The organism is Syntrophomonas palmitatica JCM 14374 (assembly GCF_001311885.1).
Lineage (GTDB): Bacteria > Bacillota > Syntrophomonadia > Syntrophomonadales > Syntrophomonadaceae > Syntrophomonas_A > Syntrophomonas_A palmitatica.
This window is the reverse complement of sequence record NZ_BBCE01000015.1, coordinates 56,284-78,239: the sequence shown is the minus strand read 5'-3', so window position 1 is coordinate 78,239 and position 21,956 is coordinate 56,284. Positions and strand designations below refer to the sequence as shown.

The 21,956-nt window shown below is 43.0% G+C and carries 16 protein-coding genes and 4 pseudogenes; 14 read left to right on the top strand and 6 right to left on the bottom strand.

Features of this window, described 5'->3' with window-relative positions:
* From JCM14374_RS13785 to JCM14374_RS09575, 7 genes and pseudogenes are all read left to right on the top strand, one after another.
* Nucleotides 1–248: pseudogene (locus JCM14374_RS13785) on the top strand (hypothetical protein); the annotation flags it as partial.
* Nucleotides 249–290: 42 nt separating this feature from the next.
* A complete protein-coding gene (gene phoU / locus JCM14374_RS09595; protein ID WP_054696580.1) occupies nucleotides 291–971 on the top strand; it encodes a phosphate signaling complex protein PhoU in 681 nt (226 codons plus the stop codon).
* A 227-nt stretch (nucleotides 972–1,198) separates the two neighbouring features.
* Nucleotides 1,199–2,358: pseudogene (locus JCM14374_RS09590) on the top strand (EAL domain-containing protein); the annotation flags it as partial.
* Between the two features lie 3 nt (nucleotides 2,359–2,361).
* On the top strand, nucleotides 2,362–3,384 hold the full coding sequence (locus tag JCM14374_RS09585; RefSeq protein WP_054696571.1) for a GGDEF domain-containing protein: 1,023 nt from the start codon (nucleotides 2,362–2,364) through the stop codon (nucleotides 3,382–3,384).
* A 324-nt stretch (nucleotides 3,385–3,708) separates the two neighbouring features.
* A pseudogene (locus tag JCM14374_RS09580) lies at nucleotides 3,709–4,317 on the top strand (C1 family peptidase); the annotation flags it as partial.
* Nucleotides 4,316–4,402: pseudogene (locus JCM14374_RS15790) on the top strand (hypothetical protein); the annotation flags it as partial. The pseudogenes JCM14374_RS09580 and JCM14374_RS15790, both read left to right, overlap by 2 nt.
* A 122-nt stretch (nucleotides 4,403–4,524) precedes the next feature.
* Nucleotides 4,525–4,980 carry a lectin like domain-containing protein gene (locus tag JCM14374_RS09575; RefSeq protein ID WP_278279263.1) on the top strand — a complete coding sequence of 152 codons (456 nt, stop codon included), beginning with the start codon at nucleotides 4,525–4,527 and terminating at the stop codon, nucleotides 4,978–4,980.
* A 13-nt stretch (nucleotides 4,981–4,993) separates the two neighbouring features.
* On the opposite strand, the gene JCM14374_RS09570 is transcribed toward JCM14374_RS09575, so the two are convergent.
* Genes JCM14374_RS09570 through JCM14374_RS09560 form a run of 3 tightly spaced genes read right to left on the bottom strand, consistent with a single transcriptional unit; the run spans nucleotide 4,994 to nucleotide 8,347 of the window.
* Nucleotides 4,994–5,986, bottom strand: a complete 993-nt coding sequence (locus JCM14374_RS09570; protein ID WP_054696561.1) for a response regulator — start codon at nucleotides 5,984–5,986, stop codon at nucleotides 4,994–4,996.
* 44 nt (nucleotides 5,987–6,030) lie between these two features.
* Nucleotides 6,031–6,471: a response regulator gene (locus JCM14374_RS09565; RefSeq protein ID WP_054696558.1), complete on the bottom strand. Its 441-nt coding sequence runs from the start codon at nucleotides 6,469–6,471 to the stop codon at nucleotides 6,031–6,033.
* 16 nt (nucleotides 6,472–6,487) lie between these two features.
* Entirely contained in the window at nucleotides 6,488–8,347 is a 1,860-nt protein-coding gene (locus tag JCM14374_RS09560) for a PAS domain-containing sensor histidine kinase (protein WP_054696554.1), read from the bottom strand.
* Between the two features lie 241 nt (nucleotides 8,348–8,588).
* Here JCM14374_RS09560 and zapA point away from each other — a divergent pair, with 241 nt between their 5' ends.
* From zapA to JCM14374_RS09535, 5 genes are all read left to right on the top strand, one after another.
* A complete protein-coding gene (zapA, locus tag JCM14374_RS09555; RefSeq protein WP_054696551.1) occupies nucleotides 8,589–8,864 on the top strand; it encodes a cell division protein ZapA in 276 nt (91 codons plus the stop codon).
* A gap of 6 nt (nucleotides 8,865–8,870) precedes the next feature.
* A complete protein-coding gene (gene polX, locus JCM14374_RS09550; RefSeq protein WP_054696548.1) occupies nucleotides 8,871–10,535 on the top strand; it encodes a DNA polymerase/3'-5' exonuclease PolX in 1,665 nt (554 codons plus the stop codon).
* Nucleotides 10,536–10,607: 72 nt separating this feature from the next.
* On the top strand, nucleotides 10,608–11,267 hold the full coding sequence (locus JCM14374_RS09545) for a DUF421 domain-containing protein (RefSeq protein ID WP_054696545.1): 660 nt from the start codon (nucleotides 10,608–10,610) through the stop codon (nucleotides 11,265–11,267).
* 98 nt (nucleotides 11,268–11,365) lie between these two features.
* Nucleotides 11,366–13,855 (top strand): U32 family peptidase, encoded by a 2,490-nt coding sequence (locus tag JCM14374_RS09540; RefSeq protein WP_054696542.1) that lies wholly within the window; start codon nucleotides 11,366–11,368, stop codon nucleotides 13,853–13,855.
* A 12-nt stretch (nucleotides 13,856–13,867) separates the two neighbouring features.
* Nucleotides 13,868–16,204, top strand: coding sequence for an endonuclease MutS2 (locus JCM14374_RS09535; protein ID WP_054696539.1), 2,337 nt, complete (start codon nucleotides 13,868–13,870; stop codon nucleotides 16,202–16,204).
* A gap of 102 nt (nucleotides 16,205–16,306) precedes the next feature.
* Here JCM14374_RS09535 and JCM14374_RS14780 read toward each other — a convergent pair whose 3' ends face one another.
* Together JCM14374_RS14780 and JCM14374_RS14775 are read right to left on the bottom strand one after the other, a co-directional pair.
* Nucleotides 16,307–17,626: a transglycosylase domain-containing protein gene (locus JCM14374_RS14780; RefSeq protein ID WP_242848944.1), complete on the bottom strand. Its 1,320-nt coding sequence runs from the start codon at nucleotides 17,624–17,626 to the stop codon at nucleotides 16,307–16,309.
* Complete coding sequence (locus tag JCM14374_RS14775; protein ID WP_242848945.1) at nucleotides 17,623–18,735, bottom strand: transglycosylase domain-containing protein; 1,113 nt, start codon at nucleotides 18,733–18,735, stop codon at nucleotides 17,623–17,625. Before JCM14374_RS14775 ends, JCM14374_RS14780 begins: the two co-directional genes overlap by 4 nt.
* A 216-nt stretch (nucleotides 18,736–18,951) precedes the next feature.
* On the opposite strand from JCM14374_RS14775, the gene tyrS reads away from it, so the two are divergent.
* Together tyrS and JCM14374_RS09520 are read left to right on the top strand one after the other, a co-directional pair.
* A complete protein-coding gene (gene tyrS / locus JCM14374_RS09525; protein ID WP_054696589.1) occupies nucleotides 18,952–20,130 on the top strand; it encodes a tyrosine--tRNA ligase in 1,179 nt (392 codons plus the stop codon).
* Between the two features lie 80 nt (nucleotides 20,131–20,210).
* A complete protein-coding gene (locus JCM14374_RS09520; protein ID WP_054696536.1) occupies nucleotides 20,211–20,513 on the top strand; it encodes a hypothetical protein in 303 nt (100 codons plus the stop codon).
* Between the two features lie 135 nt (nucleotides 20,514–20,648).
* Here the strand turns inward: JCM14374_RS09520 and JCM14374_RS09515 are convergent, their stop codons facing one another.
* Nucleotides 20,649–21,941 carry a (Fe-S)-binding protein gene (locus JCM14374_RS09515; protein WP_054696533.1) on the bottom strand — a complete coding sequence of 431 codons (1,293 nt, stop codon included), beginning with the start codon at nucleotides 21,939–21,941 and terminating at the stop codon, nucleotides 20,649–20,651.
* Between the last annotated feature and the right edge of the window lie 15 nt (nucleotides 21,942–21,956).

The window sequence follows — 21,956 nt, the reverse complement described above, 5'->3', positions numbered from 1 at the left end:
AAGTAAGTTCTATGAGTAATCAAGTATTAACCGGTGTAGAAGATATAAACCATGCTATAGATTCAGTATCCAATACGATTGAGACCAGTGCCGGAAATTCACAAGAAATTGCCAGGGGAACTGAAAACACCAATCGTTCCATTGCGGAAACAGTTGGTTCAGCAATAATTATAGCAAGTGTAGCGGAAGAATTGAATTCGGTAGTAAACCGGCTGCGGCTGCAAGTGCAGTCCTGCCAGGCCATGTAAAAACCCCTTGACTTTGACGTGAAACAGATGGGAAGGGTTTCCATGCATACTGGTAATTTTTCCGATGAATTAACCAGATTAAAACTAGATTTTGTATCAATGGGACGTTTGCTGGAGCAACAAGTAGCCAAGGCTATTGAATCGTTAGTAAGCAAAAGGCCGAAGCTGGTCAGAGAGGTCATCGTAATAGAATCTATTATAAAACAAATGCAATTCGATATAGAAAGCGAAATAATGGAATTAATAGCTATGCAGCAGCCCCAGACAGGTGACCTGCGCATAATTGCATCAATATTCAGAATGATTGCAGATATGGAAAGAATAGCAAGTCATGCTCAACAACTAGCATTAATTGGACTCAAACTCAGAAATCAGTTTAATATAAATCCTGCTGATGAATTCACCCTTATGGGAGCCACAGCCACCAAGATGATAGATAGTGCATTACAAGCATTTATAAAGGAAAATATCTATTCCGCAGTTTCTCTGCAGGTATTGGAAAAAGAGATGGACGAACTTTATGTCCGCGCTTTCAATAACCTGCTTTTGTCTATGGAACAAGACTATCGAACCATACCCTTTGCAGCCCTGATGTTAATGATAGCCGGCCACCTGGAAAGGATAGGAGATCATGCCGTTAACTTGGGAGAAATGATTATTTATATGGTTGAGGGACAAAGACTAAGTTTAAATGAAAAAGTAAAACATGGAATGATGAGGTAAAAAAAGAGACATATTTTGGTCAAGTACCAATTATAAGTATACTTGGTTCAGGTATGTAAAAGGCGGGTTAGTTTGCGGAATCGTTCCAATTTACCCTGACTAGAATCAGCCGCTATGAATTAATTACAATCCTGAAACTGCGCAAACTTAAAGGAGATGAAATAGTGGAAGCAAAAATTTTGTCCAGGAACAAGAGTATAAACCAAAACAAGAGTATAGGCAGAATAATGAACATTGTCGTAAAAAAGTTCAGGCGAGATATGCCGGCTTTCACTACATTGACCTTGCTGTTGCCTGAACTGGAAAAGGCGCTCGAAAGACACGATTTAGGAGTAATTTATATTGATGTACAGAATTATAAAAAAGTAGAGATACTGTTGGGACGGGAAAACAGTAATCGTTTTCTTGATAAATTGGGAAGCGTTTTACATAGTATTCCAATTTCTTTTTGCGGAGACCGTCACAAATTAGGCGTATGCGCTCTGGGCGGCGATGACTTTCTAATATTTGTTGATACTCCCTATAACACCATAAATTTTTCCGAGGAGTTTGCAAAACTAAAGCAACTTTTAGAAATGAAGATAAATGAAGTTATGAGCAGTTTGAATATTGATTATTTGATAAATATATACCTCGGTTATACAGAAATCCATAAAAATGAAGGGGTCAGGTTGGAGTTTCAAATATTTAAGGCGATTAAAGAAGTATCCTTCGCGGCAAAAAAGTACGGTAATGCTTTGGATCAGGCCCATCAGCAGCTAATGAGGCAAATCATTCTTCATAAGCAGATTGATAGTAATTATCAGCCGATTATTTCGATGAAAGACGGAAATATTCTTGGTTTTGAAGCCTTGTCAAAGGGCCCCCGGGGAACGATCTATGAAAACCCCCTGGCTTTATTTAAAGCAGCTCAAAAATACCAATGCTCAATCGATTTGGAGCTTACTTGCCTTGAAGCTGCCATAAGCAGCGCAAGGGATATTAGAGATAGATACCTTTTCTTAAATGTTGATCCTGCTTTCCTTAGTCCTGCCAACAGCAAGAGGGGTTATTTGCAGGAGATAATCAGAAAGCATGAATTGTCTTCAAGCAATATCGTACTGGAGATAACTGAAAGAACTGAAATTAATGATTACTCTGTTTTCAGAAACATACTGGCTTTTTATCGCAGCAAAGGATTCAAAATAGCTATTGATGATGCAGGGGCAGGTTACTCCAGCCTTCAGGCTATTGCTGAATTGAACCCGGATTTTTTAAAAATGGATATGTCGTTAGTACGAGATGTGGATAAAAACGCAGCTAAAAAGGCCCTCCTGGAAACTTTTTTGAGTTTGCTCAAAAAATAAACGCCTCGGTAATCTGTGAAGGTATCGAAAGCATAGAGGAGCTAATGTCTTTAAGGAACATGGGCTGTGATTACGGGCAAGGCTATCTCCTGGCCAGGCCTGGAAAAATAATTAATGAAATAGAAGAATCCATTAAAACCCAGATTGTTTCTTATTCCAATTATCATTTATCAAATTGCAGCCATTCAAAAACAGTGGGAGCGATATCTGTCTATGAAAACCCGGGGGATATCAGTATGAAAGTTAAGGAAGTAGTTAGTATATTTAACAGCAATCAAAACATTAATGGTATAGTTATTTGCGAAGATAGAATACCAGCTGGTCTGATTATGAGGGACCGTCTTTTTGCCATGCTGGGTACTCGATATGGCTATGATGTGTTCATTAAAAGGCCGGTTAAGTATATTATGGACAGTAAGCCGTTAGTGCTTCCATGGGACTACCCAATAGAGGCTGCGGCACAGCGAGTAGCAAAACGAATTGATAAAGGCATAACAGATTATATTGTTGTGACCTTGGATAACCTCTATTATGGAGTTGTATCAGTGGCCAAATTACTGGATAGTATGGCTAAAATTCAAGTAGAACAAGCCAGGGATTCCAATCCGTTAACCGGGCTGCCTGGCAACAGGAGCATTACTGAAAGGATAATAGGTGAACTTGACCAGGCTGACAGGGTTATGACGGTTTTGTATCTTGACCTGGATAACTTCAAGGCTTTTAATGACCGCTATGGATTTGAACATGGTGATAAAGCAATATTGATGGTGGCGGAAATTATGCGTAAGATCGTTAGTATGTATGGTAATAAGGACGATTTGATCGGACATATTGGCGGAGATGATTTCGCGATAATAACCACTCCTGATAAAGCTGATAGTATAGCGGAAATGATAATTAAGGAGTTTGATTGCCGTGTGGTCACATTATATGATAATGAAGACCGTGATAAGGGGTTTATATCAACCATTGACCGCCAGGGACAATTATTCAGTTACCCGGTTATGAGTATTTCGATTGCTGCAGTAAGCAATGAGACTATGTTATCGAAAACCACCTGCAATTAGGAGAACTGGCAGCTGAATTAAAAAAACTTGCCAAGTCCCAAAAAGGCAGTAATTATGTGCGTGACCGCCGCAAGGCATAGCCATTATCAATAAATCTTTTTTCACATCCGTTTCCGCCTAACGAAAAGCCTTTTGGTTTGAAACCATTATATACCAGTACCTTAAACTTACACTTCTCATATATTTGTGTAAATACACATTGTAAATATATGGGGAGGGATCGCTTTGAGGTTATTTAAACCTCGTTTTGAACGTGCACCAGTAAACCCAGAATTTATTCGGCACATAAAACAATTGGAAACGGTTGATGCGTCTGAGGGGTCGATGATAAGCCGTTACGGGTATATTCCTCATCCGGTTAGCCTCAGTCATCTTAAAGGTAAGAAATTGTTCATACGTGCCAGAACCGAAGGCCTTCCGTCCAGTTATGATCTGCGCAAACAAGGACGGGTAAGCAGCGTGCAGGATCAGGGACCTGCCGGAACCTGCTGGACCTTTGCTACTTATGGTTCTTTGGAATCCTGCCTTTTACCTGAGGAAAATTGGAATTTCTCCGAAAATAATATGAAAAACCTGCTGGCTGAGGAATGTCCGGAAGGCTATGACCGCCCCTTTGACGGGGGAGGCAATAGCTGGATGTCAACTGCTTATCTGGCGAGATGGAGCGGACCGGTTTCGGAAGCAGACGACCCCTACGACCCTATATCGGGTAATTGTGACGAATTTAAGGTTCGCAAACACTTGAAACAAGTCGTATATATTCCTGACAGAACTGATCCGTTGGACAATACTAATATCAAGCTGGCTATAAAGAATTCGGGAGCCGTATCAACGATTATGGGCTTTGATGAAAGCTATTATAATGATAAAACCGCTTCCTATTATTCTACGGGGGGATTTCCCAATCATGCCGTATGTCTGGTAGGGTGGGATGATAATTATAACCAGAGTAAGTTTAAAACCACTCCTCCCGGCAAGCGCGTTTATAGTGAAAAACTCATGGGGGAAAGAATGGGGAGATAACGGATACTTCTACGTTTCTTACTATGATTTATGGATAGGTGTGGAAAACGCGCTGTTTTCAAAAGCAGAAAGCCCTGATAAATATAAAATTATTTACCAGTATGACCCTCTGGCTGGATTGCCAGTTACGGTTATCAAAAGAATAACGCCTGGTTCGCCAATATATTTACAGCTGAAGCTAATCAAAATTTGGGCGGGATATCCTTCTATACGGCTTCACCTGAATCCAGGTACACATTATATGTCTATGTTGATGTTAAAGAGGGACATCCGAGAAGCGGGACACAGGTTAAAAAAATAAGCGGGGTAGTGGATGAACCATCGTATTTTACAAAATACTTTTCCAGTCCGGTCACATTGAAGAAAGACCAGCGATTTTCAGTGGTCGTGCAATTGACTACACCCGATTATAACTATCCGGTACCTTGTCAGATTAATATACCGGGGTTGAGCAGTAAAGCACATTCAGAACCCGGTCAGGGTTTTGTAAGCGACAACGGTAAATCCTGGACGGACATTTATCGAATAGAACCGAATGCCAGCATTTGTTTGAAGGGTTTTGCCAACCCATAGAGCGGCTGACTTACTAAGATTCAAACCAGAAACTGCCGGTATTAAACAACCACAGACAGGTTTGAACGACGTCCGAATCATAGAGGGTTCCTGCATTGCTTTTGATTTCATGCAAAGCCGCGTCTATGCCCAGAGAAGGCCGGTAAGGACGGTGCGAAGAAATGGCTTCTACCACATCTGCAACCGTTATAATGCGTGATTCCAGCAGAAGGTCGTTTTTTTTCAGTCCAAAGGGATAGCCTGAGCCATCACATTTTTCGTGATGCTGCAGGATGATTTGCGCAACCGGCGAGGGAAATTCGATAGCCTTTAACATATCATAAGCCACCTGGGGATGGGTCTTAATAATTGTAAATTCTATTGGATCAAGTTTCCCCGGTCGGCTTAAATATTCTCCGGGTATGGATACTTTACCAATATCGTGAAGAATAGATGCTATGTATATTCCCTGGGTTGTTTCATTATCCAGCTGCATTTCGCGAGCGATGGCACAAGAAAGTTGGCATACCTTCTTTTGATGACCAGATGTATAAGGGTCGCGTTTTTCAACCATTAATGCCAGGCTCTCTACCGTCTGCAGCAAAATGCGCTGTAATCGTTGTTCTGCCTGGCGTCTGGCCAGAATGTGCTTCCATTCCCTTGCGGCTCGCAGCAGAAAATTAGGCATATTGGCAAAAGTCTCGGGAGATTTTACCACGTAATCTAAAGCTCCTGACTTTATCGCTTCTACAGCCAATTCCTCATTGCCGTGACTGGTCATCAGCACTACCGGGAATTGGTTATAAACCTCTTCATAATAGATTAATTCCGTTCCTTTGCCATCAGGCAGCATCCAGTCGCATAAAATCATATCTGGTCTATGTTCAGCGAGATAGATTGATGCTTCTTTGAGGCTGTTTTTTATTTCTACCGCAAAACGAGTCCGATGGTTGTTTAAAGACCGACTGATTAATTCAGCATGTGCTGGTTCATCATCAACAATCAATATGGTCATTTTATGTTCCACTAAAATATCCCCCCCCAGGCACCACCGTCTCAAATGTGAATCCATTAATAAGAATTGGCGTTCCAACCCAGCCAGTATGTACCCAGATTGTTCATCATTTTGGAAAACTTCTTAAAATCAAAAGGTTTTACCAGATAACTATTAACATAATTTTTATATGCTGAACCTATATCACTATTTGACTCAGAAGAAGTAAGCACAACCGTAGGAATCACCCTTAGTTCACTGGATTCCTTAATATTCTTCAGGACCTGTAAACCATCCACTTTGGGAAGCCGTAAGTCCAGAAGTATCAGGTCAGGTCTGGGGCTCTTTTGAATATCTTGATATTGTTTGCGCTGGTAAAGGTAGTCCAGGGCTTCCTCTCCATCTCTAACGTGGTAAATGCGGTTGGGGATACGATGAGCATTAAGATGGCGTTTGACCAGTTCGGCATGGTCATCGTTATCTTCTACGAGTAAGATCACCTGAGCTTGGCTGTTCATAACCCAACCCCCCTTATTAATTTGCATAATATAATTTTGGAAGTGAAAAATAAAAAGTAGATCCCCTGCCAGGTCCTGATGATTCCACCCATATACGACCTTGATGGAATTCTATTATCCGCTTCACTATGGAGAGTCCTATACCGGTGCCTTCGACATTTGGATTTAGCTTTTCGAAAAGTCCGAATATAGTGTCGTAGTAACGAGTTTCTATCCCAATCCCGTTATCACTGACAGAGAATATAAATTCATCATTGTTATCATATACATCCACAATAATACATGGCTTAGTCTGATCACCCATAAATTTGATACCATTTTCAATAAGATTTTGCATAACTTCGAATATTCTGGCTCTATCAGCCACAACATCAGGCAATGCAGGGCTAACTAAAATTTCTATTTCCTTATTCTGCATGCTGCCGGTAATCAGTTCCACTACTTCTTGTACCAGATCAGTCATAGAAAATTGGGTAAAAGGATTTAATAAACGTCCTACCCTGGAGAGTTCCAGAAGATCATGAAGAAGGTCATCCATCTTATTTGCAGCGTTTAATATACGTTCCAGGTCCTGATCCAGCCTTTCAAGCTGTCCTCGTTTTAGGTTATCTATGAGCAGTCCGGCAAAACCCTTAATAGTTATAAGGGGACTGCGCAGATCATGAGATACCGTATAAGTAAAACGTTCCATTTCCGCATTTTTCTTTTCCAATTCATCTAACTGCTGTTTAATGGTGGCTTCCTGCCGTTTGCGGTCACTGATGTCGGAGTATATTACAAAGCAGCCAAAATATTCCACCGGAATAACCTTAACAATTACATTAATATTCCTGCCGTCCTTAGTGCGGCGAATGGTTTCGGTAACAGATGTATTTCCATCGAGGACCAGCCGAACATGTGTATCGTATTCATGCTTTAGATCATGGGGCACTAAGATTTGATCGAGGGGCTGCCCCAGGCATTCCTGGCGATTGTAACCGAATAATTCTGTAAAACATGGATTAATATCAGAAATTAAGAGATTTAAATCACAGAGAACAACTGCATCGGGAGAATTATAGAACAAGGCCTGGAATCTGCGGGTGTGTTTTTCAATTTCAAGTTCCTGCTCTTTTCGGAAAGTCAAATTACGAATACTGGCTGCCCTAACCTGTCGGCCCTGATATGAAAACATTCTGCCTTGTATTTCTACATGATAAAGGGCAGAATCTTTCCCAACAACAGTTGCTTCATAGGGCAGTTCATAACCGTTTACCATATTTCTTTGAACAGTCTCTCTAGATTCGGGGGATATCATAGCGCTTACCGGCATGCCCACCATTTCTTCGTATTCGTAACCGAGAAATTGACAGGCTCTTTGATTAGCATTAATACAAATGCCGTTTTCACTTATAATAATCCCTTCAAAGCTGGCATCAGACAGTGCTTTAAAACGTGCCTCGCTTATACGCAGAGCTTCTTCATCAGCTTTGAGTTTGGTAATATCGAAAGCGGATACGAGAGTAGCCGGTTTTCCATTAAAGGTAAATGGACTGGTATTTAGGTCCAGCCAATAAAGCTGGCCGTCTTTAGCCCGGGCTTGTACCTCATAGCGCAGGGTAAGATTAGGGTTTTCTTTGCGCAATTCCATATTTTTTATAGTTACGGTTTGTGATTCAGGGGTTAGGAAATGCCAGAAGGTCATTTGATAGGCTTCATCTTTACTGTAACCAGATATATTGATAAAAGAAGGATTTACATATACAAAGCGCTCACCCTGAAGAATATAGATAATAGCCGGGGTGTTTTCTGCCAGGGTGCGAAACATTTCGTTGCTGTTGGCCAGCCTATCTTGTAGATTATTTAGATCGGGTTGATTTGCCGATTCTTTATTCATTTTACATCCCACCTTTTAGAGCAAGAGATGGAGTTGCTATGATGAAAAAGGAAACGCGGCCTATGTGCAGAAGCATGACAAGGATTAGGCTGTGTCGACAAATTTTACATTCTATACGTTTCATTTGAATTCCTGCTAAAATGTCAAAAAAATCTAAAATGTTCAAGCAATTTATCGGTTTGAAGGAAATGAACTGTTGTTGGCGAAATTATAATCAACCTATTCTAGAGGAGGACCGGTAATGGAAGAGAAAAAAAACAAAATAACCCGGGTTACTGTGGATATTTTCGGCGAAGACTACGTGGTAAAGGGTGATGAAAATCCTGAATATATTGAAATGCTGGCATCATATGTGGACCGCCGCATGAAAATGATCCAAAAACGCAATGCCAGCCTTTCTACGACGCGAATTGCGGTTTTAACCGCTTTGAATCTGGCTGATGAACTGAATAAACTTCAGGAAGATTATGATGAACTGGTTAAAAAACTGGAAGAGGAAAAGAAAAGCAGGACGTGATCAAATATGCGCAATCATGAGGCGGCAAGAATACTGGCCAATATAGCAGGCATGCTGGAAATAAAGGGGGATAATCCCTACAAAATTAGAGCCTATCGCATTGCTGCTGAAGCGATTATTAACCTCGATGAAGACCTGGCAATATTAAAAGAGAAGGATCGTTTATCTGAAATACCCGGAGTAGGGAAGGCTGTTAAGGCTAAAATTGAAGAACTTTTAGAAAAAGGCAGCCTTGAATATTACGAGCGCTTATCTGCAGAAGTACCGCCCGGGCTTATGGAAATGCTGCGAATACCGGGACTTGGACCCAAGAGCGTTAAGGTTATATTTGATAATACAGGCATCAGCAGTTTAGATGAATTATTGAAAGCAGCTCAGGATAAGAAAATACGCAATTTGCCGGGGTTAGGCGCAAAAACTGAAGATATTGTAATTAATGGCATTGAAACCATGCAGCAAGACCGGGGAAAGGAGACCCGGGGATTAGCCTGGCCAGCGGCCCAGGATTTGCTGCATTTTTTATTGGATTGCGGCGCAGTAATTAAGGCTGATATTGTGGGCAGTTTGCGGCGCGGCAAACCACTGGTCAGTGATATTGATATACTGGCAGCATCCAGAAAGCCTGAAAATATTTATGAAGCCTTGCTTAATTATAATAAACTGGATGATGTTATCTATGAGAGCAAGGACCATATACAGGGCCATTTATTCAACGGGATGGAATTTGAAATAATTATCGTTGAGCCTGAATTGTATTATCCTGCTTTAACCTGGACTACCGGTTCCAAAGTTCACCGGGAAATTATTTTTAAGGACATAAAAGCAGAATCGCTATTAGATGTTAAAAGCGAAAATGATGTATACAAACATCTTGGTATGAGTTATATAGATCCTGAATTGAGGGAAAACCGGGGAGAGATAGAGATGGCCCACGAGGGACGTTTGCCTGAACTCGTAAAATTTACCGATATAAAGGGCGACCTTCACAATCATACTAATTGGAGCGATGGGGTTAATAAAATCGAAGAAATGGCTGCTCAGGCTGAATCCCTTGGCTATGAATATCTGGCTGTAACTGACCATTCAAAATCGCTTAACATCAGTAAGGGGCTTGATGAAGCCAGGTTAGCCCAACAGTCTCAAACCATTGATAATATAAATAACCAAAACAAAATTACTATTCTTAAAGGCACAGAAGTAGATATCCTCAAAAATGGGCAGTTGGATTTTAATGACGATATTTTGCAGGAACTAGATATTGTGGTTGCTTCAGTACACAGCTATTTCAAATTGGATAAAGAAGAGCAAACGGATAGGATTATAACAGCTATTAAAAATCCTCATGTAGATATAATCGCTCATTTAAGCGGACGACTGCTCAAGCGTCGGCCTGCTTATGAATTAGATATTGAAAAGATCCTTGATGCTGCTGCGAATAATCAAACAGTTCTGGAAATTAATGCCCATCCGGACCGACTGGATATAGATGAAGAGATAGCAAAACAGGCTAAAGATTTAGGCATAAAAATTGCTGTAAACAGCGACGCGCATCATTTAAGAGAATTAAACAACATGCATTACGGCATCACCTCCGCCCGCCGCAGCTGGCTTGAAGCCAGCGACATCATCAACACTTATCCGCTGGAAGACCTGCTGGATTACTTGGGTTAATTACCCCCAGGAATAAAGCATAATAACATGGCCGAATACTAAGTCAGTTAGCTGTTTGCAGGAGGCGGCGCAATGGACTTTGTGCTTCGGGCTGCGGCCATGTATTTTTTAGCACTGATAATGGTCAGGCTCCTGGGGAAAAGGGCTCTGGGTGAGCTGGGACCTTTTGATTTTGTGGTTATGACCGGCGTAGGGCATACGGTTGTTTCAATAGCATTGGATAAAGCAGTGCCTTTTTACGAAGGGATTATTATTTTAGCTACTCTGGCTGTTTTAGAATATGCTATGAGTTTTGCCGCTTTAAAAAATCAAAAGCTATCCAATCTCATAACCGGCAAGCCAGTAATTCTAATAGATAATGGCCGCATTATTAAAAAGAACCTGGCGCGGGAAAAATTTAATGTCGATGACCTTTTACAGGAATTACGCCGCCAAGGAATACGGGATATTGATGAGGTTGATAAAGGCATACTGGAATCATGCGGAGGATTCAGCGTCATACTTAAAGAAGAAGATGAACCGGTAAGCAGGAGGGATTTAGGAGTCAGTCCGGTCAAGCGCAGTGAAATACTTACCATAGGAGACATAACACGCGCTGACTTCTTTGCGAATCAACGCCAGGAATCACGACAAGAACCAGGGATTATGCTGGTCGACCGGCTGCAGACTATCGAAAAAACGATGCAGGCATTATTAACCAAGCTCGATTCCCTGGAAAAGAGATTGGAGTAGTCTCTATGCTATAATATTGAGGGTAAAAGAACAAAGAAACAATTCAACCCAGATATCTGTCTTTCCAGTGTCTGTTATCTGAGGGGGTTCATGCCATAATGGAACTACTGGCTCCCGCGGGAAGCTTTGAATCTTTTATAGCTGCCATAGAAAATGGGGCCGATGCTGTATATCTGGGCGGCCGTGATTATAACGCCAGGCAGTCCGCCTCCAATTTTGCTCCGGAACAACTGGAAGCAGCGGTGGAATATGCGCATTTAAGACGCAAAAAGGTGTATGTAACCCTTAATACTCTGATTGATTATAAGGAATTTCCCATAGTATTGGATTTCGTCTATAATTTGTACCGCATAAATGTAGACGCCATAATTGTGCAGGATCTTGGACTGATGCACGCCATTCATATTCTCTTTCCGGCTTTAAAATTGCACGCCAGCACCCAGATGACCATTCATAATATCGGCGGGGTGAAATTTGCTCGTGACCAGGGTATCAGCCGAGTGGTACTGGCTCGGGAAATGAGCTTGCATGAGATAGAAATGATTACCAGTGAAGTGCCGGATTGTGAGGTAGAGGTTTTTATTCACGGGGCGTTATGTTATTCATATTCAGGACAGTGCCTTTTCAGCAGCCTGGTAGGAGGAAGAAGCGGCAATCGCGGCAGATGTGCCCAGCCCTGTCGTCTGGCTTACGAAATACACTCTGCGGCAAAAGGGAAGCTGAATCCCTCTCGCAAAGGGCAATATATCATAAGTCCCGCTGATTTATGCTTAATTGACAACTTGCAGTTATTACAAAATGCGGGAGTACATTCCCTAAAAATAGAAGGACGCATGAAACGTCCTGAATATGTGGCGGTCGTAACCAGGGCCTATCGTGAAACCCTGGATGCAATGCAGGAAGGGGTGCAAGAACCGGTCTCCAGCGAAAATAGGAAGCGTTTATTGAAAATATTCAATCGCAATTTTACCACAGGTTATCTTTTTAAAACCGGCGCGGATTTTCTCAGCCACCAACGCCCTAACAACCGCGGAGTATACTTGGGCCGCGTGGTTAATCAAGACCAGGATGGAAATATATCTGTCAAATTAGCTGGGGATTTACATATAGGAGATGGTTTGGAAATATGGGTGGCCCATGGACGCGGTCCGGCCCTGGTGGTCAGAAACATCAAGGTCAACGGGAAAGAAACCAGCCAGGCGGTCCCAGGCGATGTGGCCGTCTTGCCTTTGGAAGGCAGGGTGGGGGTTGGAGACCGAGTATTTAAAACCCGCGATGATGAACTATTGGCTTTAGCAGCAGCAAGTATGAAAGAAAACCGGTATAACAAGATTGCCGTAGATGCCAGGGTATTTCTCCATGAGGGAGAAACGCTGCGCCTGGTTCTGACTGATGAAAGGGGCAACCAGGTTGAAACCCGGGGCAAAACACCTGCGGTTACTGCTGAAAAGCATCCTCTGGATGCAGAGGTTCTGCGAGACAAGCTGGGGCAGATGGGCAATACAGTATTTTACTTGCGGGATCTTGAATTAGCTGCTTCAGGAAGTCTTATGGTTCCCTTCAGCGAAATTAAACAGGTGCGCCGTGAAGCTGTAGATGAACTAATTAAACTGAATCTGCAGCCATTTGCGCTGCCGGCCATTTCTGCTCAGGATTATAGGTATAACAGAAATATGGTGCTGAAGATTAATAACCGTAATAAAAAGACCTTCTCCATACCCGTTTTAAGTGTGGCAGTTTCAGGTTTAGATCAGGCGAGGGCAGCGGCTGTAGCCGGAGCGGATCGGGTTTATTTGGCACTCGATAGTATAGGGCATAGAGAAAAAGTAAGTTTACAGGAATTAATGAGCCTGATAGAATATGGACGCGACCATGATTGTGAAGTACTGCCTTTATTGCCGCGTATACAAATGATAAGTGAGGAACACATCTGGGATAAACTAGAACCAAACCGCATTGAAAAAGTAATGGCAGGCAACCTGGGTTCTTTGTACTGGGCTTTGCAGAGAGGTTTTTGTGTTCAGGCTGATTATAGCCTCAACATATTCAATCCTTACAGCCTGGCCTATCTTGGTGAACTGGGCGTAGATAAAACCTGCCTGTCACCGGAATTGAACTTTACACAGTTACGTTCTTTTCCTGATCTAAGTAAATGTGAAATTATTGTACATGGGGAATTAGCGCTTTTGGTATCCCGTTATTGTATGTTAAAAGGAATACTTGGAGATAAAGATGGTTTATGTCCTGGCTATTGCCAAAATGAACATTATTCAATCCGGGATGAAAAAGGCTATGTTTTTCCGGTTGAAACAGATAATTACTGCCGTTTTTATATTTTTAATTCGCGTACGCTTTGTTTGATGGATGATCTTGATAAGGTGGCAAAATTAGAGGCAGATTCTATCCGCATTGAAGCGCGTCGCAGCGATAGTAAGCAGGTAGGCCGATGGACCAATCTCTATCGTCAGGCTTTAGATGAATTGGGTTCAGGTAAAAAACCGGACCTGCAATTATATCGTGACCAACTAATCAAGTGTTCCTCATCCCCGTTCTCAAAATATCATTATTATCGTGGAGTCTTACAGTAAGGATGAGAAGTTATGGATAACAGAGTTTTAGAAAAGCTGGAGTTTGAAAAAATAAGAGACCTGCTGGCCAGATTAAGCCGTTTTGAGGGCGGGCAAAAACGCGCCCTTGAACTGGTTCCCAGCACGGATATAGATACTATCAACCGGTTTCTAAATGAAAACACTGAAGCCATGGAGTGCCTGCGCTTTGGAGAAACTACATTTCTGGATGGTTTAAAACCCTTAGACGTTCACCTGGCCCGGGTTAAATCCGGAGGAGTGCTATCTGCTCCTGAACTCAGAGATATTAACCGCTGTCTTAGTGCGACTCGACAGGCGGGAGAATACATTATTGAAAAGAAATATCCTTATTTAGCGGTCTATAAAAGCCAAATGATTTTAATCCCGGAACTGGAACGAAAATTACGGGACGCAATAAGTGATGATGGGGAACTGCGAGATGACGCTTCTCCAGAATTAAAGTCCGTTCGCAGACAGATAAACACCCTGCGTCTTCGCATCCGAGAGTATCTGCAGGACTTTATCCGTTCCGCCAATAATCAAAAGTACTTACAGGATACTTTAATCACTGAGCGGGATGGACGTTATGTAGTTCCGGTTAAGCAGGAATACCGTCACGAAGTGCAAGGGATAGTGCATGATGAATCTGCCAGCGGAGCCACAGCCTTTATTGAACCGATGGCAGTGGTAGAGAACAACAATCGCATCCGCAGCCTGCAATTGGACGAAAAACGTGAAGTTGAAAGGATACTGAGAGAACTCAGCCAATCAGCAGCGGTTTATGCTGAAGAATTATCAGTCAACATACATGTTCTCGGCGATCTTGATTTAATATTTGCGCGCGCCCGTCTGGCTTACAAAATGAACGCTTTCAAACCGGAAATGAATACCTTGGGTATTATCGATATAAATCGCGCCCGTCATCCTCTGTTAGGCGATAAGGCAGTGCCTGTGAATATCGAACTGGGAGATAGATTCGATATCTTAATCATTACCGGACCTAATACTGGCGGTAAAACCGTAGTTTTAAAAACCTTGGGTCTATTGACCATAATGGCTATGAGCGGGCTTTATGTTCCAGCGCGAGAGAACAGCCGCATGTCTGTATTTAAAGACATATTTGTGGATATCGGAGATGAACAGAGTATCGAACAATCCTTGAGCACTTTCTCTTCGCATATGAAAAATATTATTTCCATGCTGGAAAAGGCAAATAAAAATGTGTTGGTGCTTATAGACGAACTGGGCGCCGGAACCGATCCCGTAGAAGGCTCAGCCCTCGGCCGTGTAATACTGGACGAAATGCGTCGTCACCAGGCCAGGGTAGTTGTTACGACTCATCAGAGTGAATTAAAAAACTATGCCTATCAACATGAACGGGTAGAAAATGGTTGTGTGGAATTTGACCCGGTCAGCCTTCAGCCTACTTATAAGTTGACTATTGGTATGCCTGGACAGAGCAATGCCCTGGCTATTGCTTCGCGATTGGGATTAAGAAGGGATCTGGTCGATAAAGCCCGCCAACTGGTGCCGCAAAATGAAATGGAAATAGGCAATATGATTCGCCAGCTTAAAGAAAGATGCCTGGAATACGAAAACCTGAGCCGAGAACTAGAAAATATAAAGTTGGGACTGGTAAAGGAAAGAGATGAACTGCGGCAGGAGAAAAAGAGATACGCTGATGAGCAGGAAGCCATAGTCAGCAATACCCGCCGCGAGGCTGATATTTACCTCAAAGATGTTAAAGCTGAAATGTCTGAGGTGGTTGAAGAATTGCGCAAAATGTTAAAGGATAGTGAAAAACCGCCAAAATGGCATGAAATAGAAAAAACCCGGCATCGTCTTAAACAGGTACCCGGATTTAAAAGTTCATACAATCTTATCGAGGCTGAATCACAGGAAATTAAACCAGGGGATTATGTGCATGTAAAAGATATTAACCAGAAGGGTTATGTTATAGAAGGCCCCAACCAGCAGGGGGAGGTAACCGTCCAGGCAGGCATTTTGAAACTGACTGTAAAGAGGGATCGGCTTCTTATTGGACAGTCGCCCGAACAACATGTTTATCGCCAGCGCAATCAAACCTTTCTCGAAAAGGCTCGTCATATTTCCAAGGAAATAGATATTCGCGGCAAACTGGTGGATGAAGCTATAGAGGAACTGGATAAATATCTTGATGATGCGAATTTGGTGGGATTAGATTCAGTACGCATAATTCATGGCAAAGGAACCGGCGCTTTACGCAAAGGAGTTCGCGAATACTTGCGAGATCATCGTTATGTGAAAAGCTTCCGCGATGGCCTCCTGGAAGAAGGCGGTCACGGCGTAACCGTTGCCGAACTGAGATAAATAATTATACAGCCACAGACAAACACCTTTTTCCAGAGAATATTATATTATTCTCAATACATCCCAAAATTTAGAATGTGCTGACCAGTGGCCTATAAACCTTTAGTGGTCCAGGATTTCCTGAAGGACTTCTTTAGGTTTTTTGGTTTTTAACTGATGGTCAGGGAGAGGACATAATTCGATGGCTTCTCCCGGTGGCAGCTGTACCTTTTGAATGTACTGATCGGGACATCCGCCGCTCTGAAGTGCGCCGGGAATATTGGCTCTGTAAACCCGGCCTTCGTGTCTGGGATCAGTACATATATATACTTCTCCCCCTTTTTTAGGATCGTAGGTATTATTATAACTTTTAAACAACTGCGGCTGGGTGTGTATATCGCACTGCTCGGTGGGTGCGGTATTGGTTGCTTTACCGGTTTCATCCAGGTTTGGGCTGAAGGGAACCGGATTGGGACAATACTTGCCAGCCAATTTACCTGATTCAGGACAAATATAAATGGTTTGGCATGCATCACAGGTCTCTTTAGGAGCAGCTTCTTTGGTACAGTAATCAGTAACCAGTTTATCCTGGTCACAGAACTCCGATGGCAATTTGCCGGATTTCGAACAAACTGTAACCTTGATTATTCCGGAAGGCATACCTTTGGCTTTGGGATGATATTTTTCATGCATTTTACTCATAACGGAGCGGAAAATACGCGCCGGACACCCGCCGCCGTATTGGTCCCGCATGACTACTTTTTCATCATAACCTATCCAAACGGTCATAGTATAGCCGGGTGTAAAACCACAGAACCAGGCATCCTGGTTTTTCTCCGTGGTTCCCGTTTTACCCGCTGTGATTACTCCGGGAACCGCCGCAGCCGTTCCGGTTCCCCCGCTGACTACACTCTTCAATAGGTCGGTCATCAGCCAGGCGGTTTGTTCTTTCATTACCCTTTTATAGTGAGGTTGGTAACTATATATTTCCGCTCCATCTGCGTCTACTATCCGTTTAATCAGATGCGGCTTGATATAAACACCGCCATTGGCTATAGCTGAATAAGCTCCCGCCATTTCAACTGGGGTAACACCATAGGTTAAACCGCCAAGGGAGAGGGGAGACAGAGCCAGGTCATTTTTGCCGGGCGAATCGGTGACACTGAGTCCTAAAGACCGTGCAAAGTCAAAACTCTTTCTGACCCCGATTTTATCCAGCATTTGCACAGAATAGGTATTAATAGAATGCTGCACCCCGGTTCGCATGGTAATAGGTCCCCGGAATTTTCCGTCAAAGTTTTTCGGACTCCAAACCTCTCCGCCTGCTTTATAAGAAATCGGAGCATCATCCTGCACATAGAAGGGCATATATCCGGACTCCAGAGCGGGGCAGTAGACTGAAAGCGGTTTAATTGATGAACCCGGCTGGCGGTGCGCGCTCAAGGCCCGGTTGAATCCTCTAGCTCGTTCGTATTTTCTCCCCCCATTAAAGCCTTGATTTCACCATTACTGTGATCAACCATCACCATGGCGGCCTGTATATCTACAGATTTTCCTTCCTGAGGGAAATTAGCAGGATTGGCGAATATTTCTTCCGTATAAGATTGGACCTCGCTGTTCAAACCCGTATAAATGCGAAGTCCTGACTTATATAAAACATCATTACAATCAGCATATTTGTCGGATTGTTCTAATATATCCAGGGCTTCGTCAACGACTGCGTCCACGTAATAACCGTAGCGGGTGTTAGCTAAAGTGGATTTCTTGAATACCAGGGGAGTGGCCGCAGCGGCTGCAGCCGTCTCCTGGTCTATATATCCGCAATGAACCATGCTATTTAGAACCATTTGCTGCCTGGACTTGGCTTTATCATAGAACTGGAAGGGATTATAGGCATTGGGGCTCTGCGGCAATCCCGCCAGCAAAGCACATTCAGGCAGAGACAACTCGCTGGCGTCCTTGCCGAAATAGGTGTTGGAGGCAGCCTGAACCCCATAAGCTCCACCACCGAAATAAATCTTGTTTAAATACATACACATTATTTCGTCTTTTGAATAGGTAGCCTCCAGCTTAAAAGCCAGGATTACTTCTTTGAGTTTACGTTCCCATTGTTTATCAAAGGTTAAAAACGCATTTCTGGCCAACTGCTGGGTTATAGTGCTGGCCCCCTGCCCGGTCATATTGCCGGACTGCAGGTTTCTGACCACAGCACGTAGAATCCCCTTGAAATTGACCCCATGGTGTTTATAAAAATCTTGATCTTCTATAGCTACAAAAGCATTTATTAAATCATGTGGTACTTTATCCAAAGTAATTTCAGTGCGGTTTTCCTCAGCATGCAGGCTGGCAGCCAGCTGCTCCTGATCGTCATAGATTAAACTTGATTTGGCTCCGGACAGTTGCTCCGTATCCCAGTCGGGAAGGGTAGAGGCAGCGAAAACGAAGACGCCTACCACAACACCGGTGCAGATTAAGAAGACCACAGCCAGAGTATATATTAAATTCCTGGGGGATCTTGATCTGCTGTGTGCGCTTTTTCTTTTTTTGACCATCAATAAGAGTGCCTCCATGAATTTATATTACTTAAGGAAAATTAGACATTACCCTGGGTTTTCCTTCTTACAGGATAGGACAAAATATTTTATATGTAATCTATACGCAGTATTAGCTCTTATTATTGCACATCAAATCGGGCTTGTGCTATTATTTGTTAAGCTAAGCAAGGAGGTATTGGCGTGGAGAGTATTGATGCCAGGGTTCAGGCTCAGATGGAAGAGATACGCCGTGGTGTGGCAGAAATAGTCCCTGAGGAGGAACTCAAGCAAAAATTATATAAATCACTTAAAGAAAAACGTCCTTTAAGGATTAAACTTGGCCTTGATCCTACCGCTCCTGATATTCATCTCGGCCATACGGTTGTATTGAATAAGTTAAGACAGTTTCAGGAACTGGGACATGAAGTTCACTTGATAATCGGAGATTTTACAGGCCGGATAGGCGACCCCAGCGGCAAATCGGAGACTCGTAAACAACTGACTGAAGAAGAAGTTATGGCCAATGCCGCAACATATAAAGAACAGATATTTAAGGTGCTTGATCCTGAGAAAACAATAATTCACTTTAACAGTGAATGGTTGATGAAGCTTAATCTAGTCGAAGTGCTGAACCTGGCCGCGTCATACACGGTTGCCCGCATGCTGGAGCGTGACGATTTTGATAAAAGATATCGCGAGGGACTGCCTATAGGAATTCATGAATTCATGTACCCATTGATGCAAGGCTATGACTCGGTGGCTCTTCAATCTGATGTGGAACTGGGAGGCACTGACCAGAAATTCAACCTCCTGGTGGGAAGAAATCTATTGAAGGCCTATGGATATGAACCGCAAATCGCTTTAACCATGCCGATTCTTGAAGGAACTGACGGGGTGCAGAAAATGAGCAAGAGCCTGGGCAACTATGTGGGAGTAAGCGAAGAACCTCAGGAGATGTTTGGTAAACTTATGTCGATTCCCGATAGTCTAATCATACGTTATTTTGAACTGCTGACCAGGGTTGCGATGGATGAGATACAAGCTATGCAGAATGACATGGAGAACCAAAAGATGAACCCCAGGGATGCCAAAATGCGTTTGGCCCGGGAAATAATAAGCTGCTATCACAGCCAGGAGGAAGCCGTTAAGGCAGAGGAAAGATTCAAACTGGTTTTCTCACAAAGAGATATACCTGAAGACATTCCTGAAATAACTGCATCAGAAACAGAAGTCTGGCTGCCAAAGTTTCTTACCGAACACAAGCTGACCGAATCGAGCAGCGAGGCACGGCGTTTGCTGCAGCAGGGCGGTATAAAAATTAACGGAGAAAAAATCGATCAGGAAAATATTACCCTCTGTGAGGGTATGGTTGTTCAAATAGGGAAACGCAAATTTGCTAAAATCAGAATGTAATAGCTGCATATATTAGCATTATATGACTTTTGTTATTCTGAAAAAGCAGCTAGTATAATAAATAGAAAGGGGGAGAAATATTGTTTAATAAATATATGAGTTTTATGAGTTCGTTTTATTCTCCTGAGAGTTTTACCAGCATGTGGGATCTTTGGTTGGACAATTTAAAATGGAACAAACAAAAAACCGATGAAATCACAAAGAAGTATGTGGAACAGAGCCAAAAGGTGATGCAGGAGAGTTCAAAAAATTCGGAGCTTTTGATAAAACAGCTGATAAAAAGCCAGAGCAGCATGCAGGCTATGAGCCGGGAGTTTATAAATTCCACCAACGGTTATATTAATCACCAGCTTGAAAAGAAGATAAGCAAACCAGCCGAATAATAAATACCTCCATGTCGCAGTTGACTAATTATGCGTAATGACAACTGAGTTGTTACGCTCTATTAATTTATTATTGATAATCGAATAAGCCCCAAAATATTAAGCCTGCTGATACAAAATCAGCAGGCTTATGTTTTAACTCCGAACCGGCAGCTGCCGGTAACTGCGGCTAACTAAAACCACGGGATGTACAACCTCGCATTGCCAGTGGCAGCGTTCAACCCCGTATTTAAGCTGCATGGAGCAGCTGGGACAGCAGGTGGCCAGCTTTTTAGCGCCGGTAGTCATTGCGTTATCCATCTTTCTGTCAAGTATTTTCATAGACAGGTCATAATGGGTAAGACTGTAGGTACCCGATCCGCCGCAGCAGCGGTTGGCTTCAGGCATCTCCACAAATTCCACTTCAGGAATACGTTTTAGAAGTTCTCGGGGGGCTTGTTTTATACCCTGGGCATTGGCCAGGTGACAGGGATCATGATAAGTTACTCGGGTCAGTTCATCGATATTTTTTTCTGGTATCTTGATATCCAATACTTCCACGAGGAATTGAGTCAGATCCATAACCTTGCCCGCAAACTGTTGAGCCTCATCTTCAATCTTCAGGCCTCCCAGAAGAAACTCCATATGCTTGGCTGACAGAGCCGAAGAACAAGAAGCGCAATCACTAATGATATAATCCAAATTAAAAGAATTATATATTTTAATATTATGCACCGCCAGCCGCCGGGCAGTATCCAGTTTGCCATTGGCTACATGAGGCATTCCGCAGCACTTCGCATCCTTGGGGATAATGACTTCACAGCCATTTCTAGTCAGGACATCAACCGTCGCTTTAGCTATTTCCGGATTAAGCAGGTCGGTGCCACATCCCAGGAAGTAGCCCACGGTAAATTTCTTTTCACCCTGCGCTGGGTTTACCCGTTTCAGTTGACTGCGTGCCGAACGGGAAGGCACTCCGCTCATAATCTTTTCGGCTCGGGACAGGTCTCCGGGCAGTATTTTGGTTAATCCGGTATTGCGCGCGAAGGTTTGCAGACCCAGTTTTTGTACTCCGCTCATAATCCAGGTCGAGGTTTTCAACAGACCCGGTTTGGTCCACAGGGTATCAAAAACCAGTTCCTTTGTGGTGCTGGGTTTATTCTCATAAATATATGAACGAGCCGCAGCATTAAGTTCATGTACATCTATACCTGAAGGACAGTTGATACTGCAGGTTTCGCACAACAGGCAGTTACCGAGCTTTTCATATACGGCTTTCTCAGGCTCCACCTTGCCATCGCGCAGCATCTGCACCATAAATACATGACCGCGCGGAGCAGCAGTCTCATTGCGGATTTCTGAAAAAACCGGGCAAACACTGCGGCACTTGCCGCAGCGAACACATTTCATAATCTGTTCTTTAACCGGAGGCAATTTCTTAAATTCCATGATATCCTCCTCCCT

What these genes read in the sequence shown, in the direction of transcription:
- JCM14374_RS09515 (WP_054696533.1), bottom strand. Translation starts at nt 21,941, where the DNA reads ATGGAATTTAAGAAATTGCCTCCGGTTAAAGAACAGATTATGAAATGT.
- JCM14374_RS09560 (WP_054696554.1), bottom strand. Translation starts at nt 8,347, where the DNA reads ATGAATAAAGAATCGGCAAATCAACCCGATCTAAATAATCTACAAGAT.
- JCM14374_RS09565 (WP_054696558.1), bottom strand. Translation starts at nt 6,471, where the DNA reads ATGAACAGCCAAGCTCAGGTGATCTTACTCGTAGAAGATAACGATGAC.
- JCM14374_RS09535 (WP_054696539.1), top strand. Translation starts at nt 13,868, where the DNA reads ATGGATAACAGAGTTTTAGAAAAGCTGGAGTTTGAAAAAATAAGAGAC.
- polX (WP_054696548.1), top strand. Translation starts at nt 8,871, where the DNA reads ATGCGCAATCATGAGGCGGCAAGAATACTGGCCAATATAGCAGGCATG.
- JCM14374_RS09540 (WP_054696542.1), top strand. Translation starts at nt 11,366, where the DNA reads ATGGAACTACTGGCTCCCGCGGGAAGCTTTGAATCTTTTATAGCTGCC.
- JCM14374_RS09545 (WP_054696545.1), top strand. Translation starts at nt 10,608, where the DNA reads ATGGACTTTGTGCTTCGGGCTGCGGCCATGTATTTTTTAGCACTGATA.
- phoU (WP_054696580.1), top strand. Translation starts at nt 291, where the DNA reads ATGCATACTGGTAATTTTTCCGATGAATTAACCAGATTAAAACTAGAT.
- JCM14374_RS14775 (WP_242848945.1), bottom strand. Translation starts at nt 18,735, where the DNA reads ATGGTCAAAAAAAGAAAAAGCGCACACAGCAGATCAAGATCCCCCAGG.
- tyrS (WP_054696589.1), top strand. Translation starts at nt 18,952, where the DNA reads ATGGAAGAGATACGCCGTGGTGTGGCAGAAATAGTCCCTGAGGAGGAA.
- zapA (WP_054696551.1), top strand. Translation starts at nt 8,589, where the DNA reads ATGGAAGAGAAAAAAAACAAAATAACCCGGGTTACTGTGGATATTTTC.
- JCM14374_RS09585 (WP_054696571.1), top strand. Translation starts at nt 2,362, where the DNA reads ATGTCTTTAAGGAACATGGGCTGTGATTACGGGCAAGGCTATCTCCTG.